The following is an 11464-nucleotide window of genomic DNA, read 5'->3' as shown; positions in this document are numbered from 1 at the left end:
AGTGGGGGTGGAGGGTGATTTTGCCGGTGGTGAGGCGTTGGCGGAGGTGGGTGTGGGCGTGGTGGGCGTGGGTGAGGGGGTATTGGGTGGTGGTGTGGGGGTGGAGTTGGTGGTGGTGGGTGAGGTGGAGGAGTTGTTGGAGGGGGTGGGTGTAGTGGTGGGGTTGGGTGAGGGTGGGGCGTAGCCAGAAGCCGATGACGGCGGCGTTGAGTCGGGTGAGGTGGGTGGGGTCGATGGGGGTGTGGGGGGTGCGGGAGGCGTTGCCGTAGGTGATGAGGCGGCCGAAGTTGTTGAGGGATTGGAGTGCGTGGTCGAAGAGGGTGCCGCCGGCGGCGTCGAGGATGATGTCGGCTGGTTGGGTGAGGGGGTAGCGGGCGATGTCGTCGGCGCCGAGTTGGAGGGCGAGGTGTTCTTTGGCGGGGGTGGAGGCTTGGGCGAGGACGTGGCCTGCGCCGAAGTGTTTGGCGAGTTGGACGGCGAGGTTTCCGACGCCGCCTGCGGCGGAGTGGACGACGACGGTTTCGCCGGGGCGGATGCGGGCGGCGGTGCGTAGCAGGTGCCAGGCGGTGAGGCCTTGGGTGAGGAGGGCGAGTGCTTGGGGTGCGGGGAGTTGTTCGGGGATGGGGGTGATGGCGGTGTGTGGGCAGACGACTTGTTCGGCGTATCCGTGGGTGACTTTGGCCAGGACGCGTTGGCCGTCTGGGGTGCGGCCGACGACTTCGGTGCCGGGGATGTGGGGGAGTTGGGCGGCGTCGAGGTAGGTGCCGTCGGTTTGGAAGGTGTCGGCGAGGTTGACGCCGGCTGCTTCGACGGTGATGAGGACTTCGCCGGGTCCTGGGACGGGGGCGGGGATGTCGACGGGGGTGAGGACTTCGGGTCCGCCGAAGCGGTCGAACTGTATGGCGAGCATGTCGGGGCACGCTTTCTGTCGGTGGGAGTGTCCGGTGGTGGCGTGGATCAGGGGGGTGCGCAGCGGTCGCGGCGGTCGGGCCTGTGGCGCGGCCGCCGCGGGCGTTGCGGTGACGCAGGCGTTGCGGTGAAACAGGCGTTGCGGTGACGCGGGCGTTGCGGTGGTGCGGGCGTTGTGGTCCCGCTCCGGCGGTCTCGGAGCCCGCCGGGAAGACCCCCGGCCGGCCGCCGAGCTCATCGTGGCGGCGGCTGCTGCGGCCGGGCCGGTGAGGCGGCCGCCGCGGTGTTGCAGTGGTGCGGGCGTTGCGGTGGTGCGTGGTCGTGCGGTGGTGCGTGGTCGTGCCGTGGCTGTTGCGGCCGGGTTCGTGACGCGGCCGCAGCGGTGACGCGGGCGTTGCAGTGGTGCGGGCGTCGCTCCTGTGCGGTGGTGCGGGCGTTGCGGATGGCGCTGGTGTTGTGGTCCCGCTCCGGTGGTCTCGGTGGCCCGCCGGGAAGACCCCCGGCCGGCCGCCGAGCTCATCGTGGTGGCGGCTGCTGCGGCCGGGCCGGTGAGGCGGCTGCCGCGGTGTTGCAGTGGTGCGGGTGTTGCGGTGGTGCGTGGTCGTGCGGGCTTTGCGGTGGTGCGGCGGCCGCTGCGGCCGGGTTCGTGACGCGGCCGCAGCGGTGACGCGGGCGTTGCAGTGGTGCGGGCATCGCTCCTGTGCGGTGGTGCGGGCGTTGCGGATGGCGCTGGTGTTGTGGTCCCGCTCCGGTGGTCTCGGTGGCCCGCCGGGAAGACCCCCGGCCGGCCGCCGAGCCCACCGCGGCGGCTGCTGCGGCCGGGCCGGTGAGGCGGCTGCCGCGGCGTTGCAGTGGTGCGGGTGTTGCGGTGGTGCGTGGTCGTGCCGTGGCTGCTGCGGCCGGATTCGTGACGCGGCCGCAGCGGTGACGCGGGCGTTGCGGTGGTGCGGGCGTTGCGGTGACCCGTGGTGCGGCCGTTGCCGTGGTGCGGCGAACGTTGCGGTGGCTCGTGGCCCGTGGTGCGGGTGGTGCGCGTGCTGTCCTTGCGTTGGTGCGGGCGGTGCGGTGATACAGGCTTTGTGGTGGTGCGGGTGGTGTGCCTGGTGCAGGTGGCGCGGCCGTTGCGGTGGTGTGGTCGCGCGTGCATGGTGCGGGCGTTGCGGTGGTGCGGTCGGGCGCGTGGTGCGGGCGTTGCGGTGACCCGTGGTGCGGCCGTTGCCGTGGTGCGGCGAACGCTGCGGTGGCTCGTGGCTCGTGGCTTGTGGTTCGTGGCCCGTGGTGCGGGTGTTGCGGGTGGTGCGGGCGTGTGTGTGGTGCTGTGTGGTGGTGGGGTTGGTGTGGGTGTGTGGCGGGCCGGGGGGTGTGGGGGGGTGGGGGTGTCTCCCGGCCCGTGTGGGGGTGGGTGGGGGTTAGTGGGGGTGGGGGGTGGTGGTGATGGTGGTGGTGAAGACGGGGTTGTTGTTCTGGGTGGCGTGGATGTGGATGTTTTGGTGTCCGGTGGTGTCGGGGGGGCTGGGTTCGGCGGTCAGCAGGCAGGGGCGGTCGAGTTCGACGTAGCGGATGAACCGGGTGTCGATGCCTGTCGTGTCGACGGGGTGGGGGAGGGTGGCTTTGGCGGCCTGGGCTGCGGCTTCGAGGAGCAGCATGCCGGGGACGTGGTCGTGGGGGTGGTCGAAGAGGATGCGGTGGCTGGGGTCCACGCGCAGTTGCCAGGTGGTGGGGGAGGGGGTGGGGGAGAGGACCACGTTGTGGGGGTTGTGGCGGCCGACCTGGTGGGGGGCGATGGGGGCGGTGGGGGGCAGGGCGCGCAGGGTGGCTCGGTTGGCGTCGGCGTAGGGGCCGCGCAGCCGGTCGTAGAGGGCGGGCGGGTGGGTGGTGTAGTGGACGTCGGCGTCGGCGATGGGGGTGCCCAGGCGCAGGGCCTGGATGTGGGAGGTGAGGTGGACCGAGCCCATGCGCCGGCGTGTGGTGCGCGAGTGGGTGACCAGCAGGGTGAGCGTGTCGGCTGCGGGGGTGCTGCGGGGGGTCAGGGCGGCGGGGTCGATGGTCAGGCGCATCCGTTCCCAGCCGAGGCGGTGTCCGAGCGGTATGCCGTGCACCTGGTGGGTGAGCAGGGCCAGGGACTGTCTGAGGCCTTCGGTGAGCAGCAGGGGGCTGTAGCGGCCGTCTTCTGTGTAGAAGCCGTGGTCGTGGGGCCAGCGGACGGTGACCTGCTGTGTGGTCTCGGTGAGCATCGTCCATGCGGTGACGAGGGTTTCGTGCGGGCGGGTCTTGCGTACGAGGGGAGCCAAGGCGCTGGTCACGGGCGCGGTGGTGGTGCCTGTGATGCTGTGTGTCATGACGAGATTCCTCCCGGGGGTGGGCATGACTGGCTGGGGCCTCGCGTACTGTGCTTCGCACGGGCCTCGCATAAAATAAAGAACATTTTTCTTTGGTGAAGGCTTCTTGAGGAAAAAGTGAGACGGGAGTGCGGGTATGGCGGGTCGGCCGGTGAAGCAGGAGCGGGCGGAGCGGACACGGGCGGCGGTGATACAGGCGGCGGCCGAGGTGTTCGCGGAGCACGGTTTCTCCGGTACGAGCGTGGCGAAGATCGCTGATCGTGCGGGGGTGACGCTGGGGGCGATCTACTTCCACTTCCGCAGCAAGGACGAACTGGCGAGGTACATCGTGCTCGCGCAGCCCGAGCTTGTGGTGCCGCCGCTGCCGTCGCGGGGCCTGCAGCACGCCGTGGACGTGACGTTGACGTGGGCCTACCAGCTGCTGGAGAGCCCGGTTTTGCGGGCGGGGGCCCGGCTGGTGTGGGAGCAGGAGTCGTTCACCTCGTCCGGGGAGAACTCCCACCGGCAGTGGAGCGCGCTGATCGAGCAGGACCTGCGGGCCGCGCAGTCCATGCGGGAGCTGCGGGCGGGGGTCAACGTCCGTTCGCTGTCGAGGCTGATCGTCAACGCCTGCACGGGCGCGCAGATGCACTCCGGTGTCGAGACGGGCCATGTCGACCTGCCGGAGAGGGTGGAGGACATCTGGGCCTGCCTCCTTCCGTCCTTCGCGGTTCCCAGCGCCGTCGACCGCATCGAGATGGGGCGTGCGCGGGCGGTCGCCACGGACACCGCGACGGCGGGCTCCACCGAGCACTGACGCCCGGACAAGGACCGCGGCCCAAGCTGTCACCAACGCGAAAGCCCACACCGCAGCCGCACGGGAGCCTCACCCGAACAGTGCCGTCCGGGTGTGGCTCCCGGGCCGAAGCGTCGCGGCGTGCGGAAGACGCGCGGCAAGCGTGCGGCGTAGCTGTGCGGGAGCCTCACCCGAACAGTGCCGTCCGGGCAAGGCTTCCGGGCCGAAGCCTCGCGGCGTGCGGAAGACGAGCGGCAAGCGTGCGGCGTAGCTGTGCGGGTGCCTCACCCGGGCGGTGCTGTCCGGGTGTGGCATCCCGGGTCGAAGCTGCCGCGAGTGCGTGGACAGCGCGGGTGGTGCTGCGGCAAGCGTGCGGCGTGGTTGCGCGGGGAGTGCGGTGGTGGAGTCGGCTGACGAAGGGAAGGCTGATGGGTGGGAGCAGGGGTCTGCTGGAGGGCAGGACCGTCATGGTCACCGGGGCGTCCAGCGGGATCGGCGCCGCTGCCGCGGAGCTGTTCGCGGCCGAGGGTGCGGCGGTGGTGCTGGTGGCCCGCCGCGGGGACCGGCTGGAGCGGCTCGCCGGGCGGATCGGGGCATCGGGCGGGCGGGCCTGTGCGGTGCCCGCGGATGTGACCGACGGCCGGCAGGTCCAGGACGCCGTCGCGCACGGTGTCGCCGTTTTCGGAGGGCTGGACGGCGCGTTCAACAACGCGGGCTGGGGGGCGGTGGGGCCGCTGCTGCACGAGATGGACGACGCGGTGTTCGACCGTGTGATGGACGTCAACGTGCGCGGTGTGTGGCACTGCCTCAAGCACCAGCTGCCGGTCATGGCCCGCAACGGCGGTGGCGCGGTGGTCAACACCTCCAGCACGGCCGGGCATCTGGCCACCGGGGCCATGGCCCCCTACGTGGCGGCCAAGCACGCGGTGCTGGGCCTGACCCGGGCGGCGGCCGCCGAGTACGGCGCGCACGGCATCAGGGTCAACGCCCTGGTCGTCGGGGCGACCCGCACCGAGCTGATGGAGCCGGCCCTGCGCAGCATCCCGGGATTCGAGCAGGCCGCGGTCGCCCGTGCCATCCAGCACCGCCTCGCCGAGCCGGTGGAGGTGGCACGGGCGGCGGCCTGGCTGCTCAGCGACCAGGCCTCGTTCGTCACCGGGGGAGCGGTCCCGGTGGACGGCGGCGTCAGCGCCGTCTAGTCCACCTCCGGCGGGGTTGTCAGGCCGCGCAGCACGAGTTCCCAGATGTGGGCCACGCGCTGCGCGGGGCGCCCGTCGGGTGTGCCCGGGCACGCCGCGCGCCGGCGTATGTCGTTCTCCGCCCCGAGCACCAGCAGACGCGACAGTGACGCCAGCGCGCGGGCCTCGGCCGACGTGCGGGCCACGCCGGGGGAGCGCAGCCGCTCCTCGACGGCGGGCCACCACGCCGACATCCACTGCGGGGTGCCGCCGGCGTCCTCGCGGCTGAGCCGGGCGGCCGCCCGCACCGTCACGTCCTCCTCCAGCAGCGTGGTCAGCGCCACGCTCAGCGACGCCACCGCTCGCAGCGCGGGTTCCTGGCGTGCCGTCACCGTGCGCACGGTCGCGCGGGTGGTGAGGTACCCCTCCGCGCGGACCGCTCCCGCCAGCTCCTCCTTGTTGGGGAAGTGGAAGGTGAGGGCTCCCACGGAGGTGCCGGCGGCCCTGGTGATCCGTGACAGCGACGATCCCGCGTATCCGTTGCTGTCGAACTCACGGGCGGCAGCCCTCAGCACAAGCCGTCGGGTCCGGGCAGCTCTGTCCTGCATCCCCATGATCCTTCGTTTCCGTCACAGCCGGGACAGGCTGTCTGGTCACAGTAGACGCCACGCACTGGCACTTCAAAAAAAAAGAGCACTATTATTTGCGCGGGTGCGGTGCAGGTGCGCGCACCCGCACCGACAAGGCGCTGGAGGGGGAGCGGTGACGATGACGGTGATCCGCGTGCTGGTTGTCGAGGACGACGCCACCGAGGCGGAGGCGAGGATGCACGCCCTGCGCAGACAGGGCTACGCGGTCAGCCGCGTGGAGACCGGGACCGAGGCCCTGAAAGCACATCAGGACTCCGACCTGGTCCTGCTGGACCTCGACCTGCCGGACATCGACGGGATCGAGGTGTGCCGGTCCATCCGCAGGTCGGACAACAAGCCGATCATCTCCGTCTCCTCCAGACAGGCGGAGATGGACCGGGTGCTCGCCCTGAAGGCCGGCGCCGACGACTGCGTGGACGTCACCTGCGGCTCGCGTGAGATGGCCGCACGCATCGAAGCGGTGCTGCGCCGCAGTGCCCGGCGCCCGGCGCCGCCCCGCGTCATCGTGCTGGACCCCCTGCGCATCGATGTGGTCACCCGCGAGGTGCGCCTGAGGGGCGAGCCGGTCGCTCTGACGGGCAAGGAGTTCGACCTGCTGCACATGCTGGCCGCCCGCCCCGACGCCGTCGTCACCCGCAAGGAGCTGATGGCCAGCGTCTGGGACACCAGCTGGACCGACTCCAGCCGCACCATCGACACCCACGTCCGCAGCCTGCGCGTCAAGCTGGGAGCGAGTTCCTGGATCATCACCATGCGCGGAGTGGGCTACCGCATGGGCCGAGGATGACCCCTCCCCACCCCGACCCCCTGCCACCCTCCACACCTCCAGGCCTGAGGCCCCCAAGCCCCCAAGCCCTCAAGCCCTCAAGCCCTCAAGCCCTCAAGGCCCCAGGCCTGCGGGCCTCCAGGGGCCCAGGCGCTCAGGCCCAGGCCTCCACGCCCTCCGAGCTCGCACGCCCTTCAGGCTTCCAGGACGTCGGGCCTCCGGGCCCTCAGCCCTCCGGGTCTCCAGGCTTCCGGGTTCCCAGGTCTCCACACCTCCGGGTTCCTGGGCTTCCAGACCTCCGGGCCCTCAGGCATCCGGACCCCTGGGGTTTCGGACGCCCAGGCCCGAAGGCTTCCGGGTCTCCAGGCCCTCAGGCCTCCGAATATCCAGACCTCCGGCCTTCCGGGTCTTCGGGTCTTCGGCCCTCCGCGCCCCGGGCCCTCGAGCGCCGCGGACCGAGAACTGCGGGACCGCGGGCCGGCAGTTGCGGGCCGAGAGCTTCGGGGGAGCTGCGGGCCGCCGGCTGCGGGGGAGGGCCGGGGACCGGGGGCCGAGGACGGGGGGGCCTGCGGGCGTCGGGCGTCCGCCGGACGCCCGGCCGCCGGCAGGCCGTGACCCCGCCCCCGCCCCGCCCCCGCCCCCGCCCCCGGGCCCGGGGCCGGGGCCGGGGCCGGGGCCGGGGCCGGGGCCGGGGCCCGGGCAGGCGTCTCAGTCGGTGCCCGGCCGCTTCGCGGGGAAGCCGTGCCGGCGGGCGGCGACGACGACCACGAGCACCGGCGCCAGGAGCAGCAGCACGCTCCAGGGGAAGGAGCGGGGGCCCATCCCGTCGAGGAGCAGGCCGCCCACCGCGCCGCCGCCGGCCATGAAGGAGTTCCAGGTGGTCACGAGCAGCGCCTGGCCGCGGTCGCCGCCGGCGTCCGTGACGGCCGTCTGCAGCAAGGTGGCCACGCCGCCCCAGCCCAGACCCCACAGGACCATCGCGGTGTACACCACCGCGTCGCTCTCCGCGAGCAGGGCCAGCATCACCGAGGCGACGATGAACAAGACGGTGGAGCCCACCGTCAGCTGCCGCAGCTTACGGTCGACGACCGCGCCGGTGACGAAGATGCTCACCATGGACGCGATGCCGAACACCAGCAGGACGAGGTCGCGCCGGGCGCCCATCTCGTACTCGTCGAGGAACGTGGCGATGTACGTGTACAGGACGTTGTGGGCCAGCACGTAGGCGGCGACCACGAACAGCACCGCCACCACGCCGGGCAGCTTCAGGGCCGCCAGGATCGGCTCGCGCTGTCCGGCCTTCTGCCCGGGGGCGTCGGGAACCGACACGCCGATCCAGGCCAGGAGCAGGACGGAGATCAGCGCGACCAGGCCGAAGGTGAGCCGCCAGCCGAAGAGGCCGCCGAGGAAGGTGCCCACCGGGATGCCCAGCGACAGGGCCAGCGGGATGCCCGCCATGGTGATCGCGATGGCCCGCCCCTGCAGGTGGGGCGGCGCCAGCCGGCGCGCGTAGCCGACCAGTTCGGCCCACACGGCGGCCGCCGCCACACCGGCCAGCAGCCGGAAGGCCATCGTCAGCGGGTAGCTGGCGGAGACGGCGGTGACGATGTTGGCGACGGCGAAGGTCACCACCGCCAGCAGCAGCAGCCGCTTGCGCCGCCACGCCGCCGTCGTCACCGACAGGGGGATCGCCGCGACACCGGTCGCCAGCGCGTAGATGGTCAGCGACTGGCCCGCCGCCGACTCGCTGACGGACAGGTCCCGGGCCATCTCGGGCAGGACGCCGGCGGGCAGGGCCTCGGTGAGGATGCCCATGAACGCCGCCGTGCACAGTGCCAGGAGAGGGGACCAGGGCAGCCGCCGGTTCCTGCTCTCGTCGGGGGACGCGGATGCTGGTGATTCAGCCTGGGAAGTAGTCATGGCTGTATGCTCAAACCCTTACATTGATGTGAAGGTCAAGTGGATGGAAGGTGGTGTGGGTCACATGCTGATCGGGGAGTTGTCGGACCGTACCGGCACGTCACGCCGGCTGCTGCGCTACTACGAGCAGCAGGGACTGCTGACCTCCAGGCGGTCCGCCAACGGCTACCGGGACTACGCCGAGTCCTGCGTCGACCGGGTGCTCCAGGTCCGCGGCCTGCTCGACGCCGGGCTGCCCACCCGGATCATCAAGCAGGTCCTGCCGTGCATGGACACCCCGCGTGCCATCCGCATCTCGGGAGCCACCGAGGAGACCATCGCGACCCTCGAGCGCGAACGCGACCGGATGACCGAGCGCATCCGCTGCCTGGAACGCAACCGTGACGCCATCGCCGGCTACCTCGACGCGGTCCGCGAGGCTCAGGACGCGGCCCGGCCCCAGGCGGTGAACCCCGCCGAGGCGGCCGTGCCCGCCTGAGCGGCGTAGGTGACCTCGTTGGACAGCACCACGCCGTGGCTCGCCATGTCGAGGGTGATCCGGTCGCCGTCGGCGATGCGGAACCCGGCGTGGTAGCTGGCCTTGTCCGAGCCCAGCAGCAGGTAGTTCACCAGCTGAGGGCGGCGCATGCCGGGGTAGGAGAACAGGTTGTCCACCATGTCCGGCACCCGCTGGAAGAGCGCGTCCGCACCGCACGTGAAGTCACCCTTCCACGCGACGGCGCCCGCCCGCTCGATGACGATCTGCCCGCTCACGCTGCGCGGCGGCTCGTCCAGGAACAGCCACGGCGTCATCGAGGTGTCGCACAGCTTGGCGTAGGGGGTCCAGCCCCAGGGGTTCTGCAGGTGCAGCCCGATGTCGTTGAGGTCGTTGGCGAAGGTGTAGCCCGCGTAGTGCGGTGTGCCCTCCTCGTCGTTGACGAAGACGAGTCCGACCTCGGGCTCCTCCAGCAGCGCGCTCGCCGACGCCGGAACCGTCAGCGGCCCGCCGTTGGTCTCCAGCCACGCGCCGAACCCCTTGATCAGCCAGTTCGGGGCGGTGAACTCCTCGTCCGGCGCCGGCGGGCGGGGGAACTTCGAGCGGTGCGTCCCCATGAACCCGGTGATCAGGGAGTTCCCGGAGGTCGTGGGCAGCAGCGGCGGCAGGTAGCGCACCTGCGGGTCCCCGTAGGCGACGGTGACCGGCTCACCGCCGGCGGTCACCGACTCCAGCAGGGCGTCGGCGCCACCGCCGGCGAGCACGGCCTGCCGCAGCTGTCCGTCGGACACGGGGTACAGGGTGAGCGGCTCGGTGGGCACCGGAAGCCTCACACCCGCGTAACGCTGCCCGCGGTACTCGCATTCGAAGAGCACAGGCATGTCAATGACCTCCTCAAGGTCGTCGAAGTGACGGGCCGCGCCCGGCCGTGTGCCGCACGCGACGCAGTGGAAGAACCCACCCGCCCCGGGAAGGGGAGAGAGGGGAGAGAGGGGAAGGGAGAGGGGAGAGGGGAGAGGGGAGGGGGGAGGGGGCTCGGTCAGGGCCGTCTCCCGGCAGTGCCGGTCAGCTCCGCGAGGACGTGCCCGATCCGCTGCAGGGACGCCTCGATCCAGGGCAGCGCCAGCGGGTCGGGCGCCGAGAGCGCCGCCCACCGCTCGGCGTCGGTGTCGCCGTAGAGCCGGCTGGTCGCCAGCCGCAGCCGCAGCGAGTGGCCCGGCTCGCCGAAGGCAGTGCCCGCCAGCACCCCGACCCCCCACCGGCTGCCGAGCAGTGCGGCGAGCTCGCCTGCGCCCCGGACCCCGTGGACCCGGCGCAGGCTTTCGCGCAGGGGCTCGAAATCGGGATACAGGTAGCACGTGGCTTGTACCGGGGCCAGCCGGGCGCCCGCGTCCGTGAGCAGGCCCGCCACCTCGCGGACCACCCGTTCGTGCAGGCGCCGGCAGGCCGCCACATGAGCCCGCACCTCCGGCGGCTCGGCGAAGGCGTACGCCGCCACCGCCTGCACCGGTGCGGCCGTGCTCGACCAGACCTGGCTGGCGACGCCGACCAGGCGCTCGCGCAGGGCGCCGCCCAGCGGGCCCGACGGCAGCCGGGCCACCCCCATCCGCCAGCCTCCCAGCGCCAGATTCTTCGTCAGCCCGGTGGTCACCACCGTCCGCTCGGGGGCGAAGAGCGCAGGGGAGAGCGCCGGGCGCCGGGTGTCGAAGACGAGATCGCCGTAGATCTCGTCGGAGATGATCACCAGGTCCAGCTCCGCCGCCACGGCCGCCAGCCGGCGCACCGTCTCGCCGGAGGCCACCGTGCCGGTCGGATTGTCCGGCACCGTCACCACCACGCACCGCGGATCACGGCCGGCGGCCCGGGCCGCCACCACCGCCTCACGCAGCACGTCCGGATCGGGCACCCCGCCCTCACCCGGCCGCGTGGCCACCGGCAGCGGCCGGCAACCGGCCAGCCGCGCCTGAGCGCCGTAGCTCACCCAGCTCGGCACCGGAACCACCACGTCCCCGCCACCGACCGCCAGCAGCAGCGCGAACAGCAGCGGCTTGCTGCCCGGCCCGCACACCACGTCCGCCGCATCCGTGCGAAGCCCGCGACGGCCCCAGTACCCGGCCGCCGCCGCACGCAGCTCCTCATCACCGCTCACCGGCCCGTAGGCGTTGCGGCCCGCCGCCGCGGACAGCCGCTCCCGCAGCTGGGGAAGCACCGGAAGCCCGATCTCCCCGCTGGCCAAGAACAGCACCCGCTCACCCGCACGCCGCCGGCGCTCGAGCTCCTGGTCGGCCGCCAGGGTCGCCGACATGGTCACCGGCACGGACGAGGTCATGGTTCACGCCTCCTGCGCAACACCACCCCACACGGGGCGGAAACCGAACAAAACGGGGGACGGACGACACGGGGGGAGGGGGGAGGGGAAGCGATGGGGAGAGGGGAGGGGACGGCAGGGGCA

10 protein-coding genes are annotated in these 11464 nt (G+C 72.3%); 4 read left to right on the top strand and 6 right to left on the bottom strand.

Features of this window, described 5'->3' with window-relative positions; translation table 11 throughout:
- Together Sfr03f_RS30065 and Sfr03f_RS30060 are read right to left on the bottom strand one after the other, a co-directional pair.
- Positions 1-910: quinone oxidoreductase family protein (locus Sfr03f_RS30065; protein ID WP_108957379.1), on the bottom strand; the 910-nt coding region annotated here is incomplete at its 3' end.
- A gap of 1408 nt (positions 911-2318) precedes the next feature.
- Positions 2319-3248, bottom strand: a complete 930-nt coding sequence (locus tag Sfr03f_RS30060; protein WP_108957378.1) for a ScbA/BarX family gamma-butyrolactone biosynthesis protein — start codon at positions 3246-3248, stop codon at positions 2319-2321.
- Between the two features lie 136 nt (positions 3249-3384).
- Between Sfr03f_RS30060 and Sfr03f_RS30055 the strand changes: the two genes are divergently transcribed.
- Together Sfr03f_RS30055 and Sfr03f_RS30050 are read left to right on the top strand one after the other, a co-directional pair.
- Positions 3385-4044, top strand: coding sequence for a ScbR family autoregulator-binding transcription factor (locus tag Sfr03f_RS30055; RefSeq protein ID WP_108957377.1), 660 nt, complete (start codon positions 3385-3387; stop codon positions 4042-4044).
- A 407-nt stretch (positions 4045-4451) separates the two neighbouring features.
- Entirely contained in the window at positions 4452-5222 is a 771-nt protein-coding gene (locus tag Sfr03f_RS30050) for an SDR family NAD(P)-dependent oxidoreductase (protein ID WP_108957376.1), read from the top strand.
- Here Sfr03f_RS30050 and Sfr03f_RS30045 read toward each other — a convergent pair.
- Positions 5219-5809: a TetR family transcriptional regulator gene (locus Sfr03f_RS30045; protein WP_159105772.1), complete on the bottom strand. Its 591-nt coding sequence runs from the start codon at positions 5807-5809 to the stop codon at positions 5219-5221. The two genes, Sfr03f_RS30050 and Sfr03f_RS30045, sit on opposite strands and share 4 nt — an antisense overlap.
- Before the next feature lie 160 nt (positions 5810-5969).
- Here Sfr03f_RS30045 and Sfr03f_RS30040 point away from each other — a divergent pair, with 160 nt between their 5' ends.
- Positions 5970-6638, top strand: a complete 669-nt coding sequence (locus Sfr03f_RS30040; protein ID WP_108957374.1) for a response regulator transcription factor — start codon at positions 5970-5972, stop codon at positions 6636-6638.
- Between the two features lie 687 nt (positions 6639-7325).
- On the opposite strand, the gene Sfr03f_RS30035 is transcribed toward Sfr03f_RS30040, so the two are convergent.
- Positions 7326-8537, bottom strand: coding sequence for an MFS transporter (locus tag Sfr03f_RS30035; RefSeq protein WP_108957373.1), 1212 nt, complete (start codon positions 8535-8537; stop codon positions 7326-7328).
- 64 nt (positions 8538-8601) lie between these two features.
- On the opposite strand from Sfr03f_RS30035, the gene Sfr03f_RS30030 reads away from it, so the two are divergent.
- Positions 8602-9015, top strand: coding sequence for a MerR family transcriptional regulator (locus Sfr03f_RS30030; RefSeq protein ID WP_108957372.1), 414 nt, complete (start codon positions 8602-8604; stop codon positions 9013-9015).
- Here Sfr03f_RS30030 and Sfr03f_RS30025 read toward each other — a convergent pair.
- On the bottom strand, positions 8958-9893 hold the full coding sequence (locus Sfr03f_RS30025) for a fumarylacetoacetate (FAA) hydrolase (protein ID WP_174721682.1): 936 nt from the start codon (positions 9891-9893) through the stop codon (positions 8958-8960). The genes Sfr03f_RS30030 and Sfr03f_RS30025 overlap by 58 nt on opposite strands.
- A 158-nt stretch (positions 9894-10051) precedes the next feature.
- The gene (locus Sfr03f_RS30020; RefSeq protein WP_245967846.1) at positions 10052-11341 is read right to left on the bottom strand and encodes a pyridoxal phosphate-dependent aminotransferase; all 1290 of its coding nucleotides are present in this window, start codon (positions 11339-11341) and stop codon (positions 10052-10054) included.
- Positions 11342-11464 lie beyond the last annotated feature (123 nt).

It is taken from the genome of Streptomyces fragilis (assembly GCF_003112515.1).
Classification (GTDB): domain Bacteria; phylum Actinomycetota; class Actinomycetes; order Streptomycetales; family Streptomycetaceae; genus Streptomyces; species Streptomyces fragilis.
Note: the sequence above shows the minus strand (reverse complement) of the source record. Positions and strands in the feature narration are given on the sequence as shown.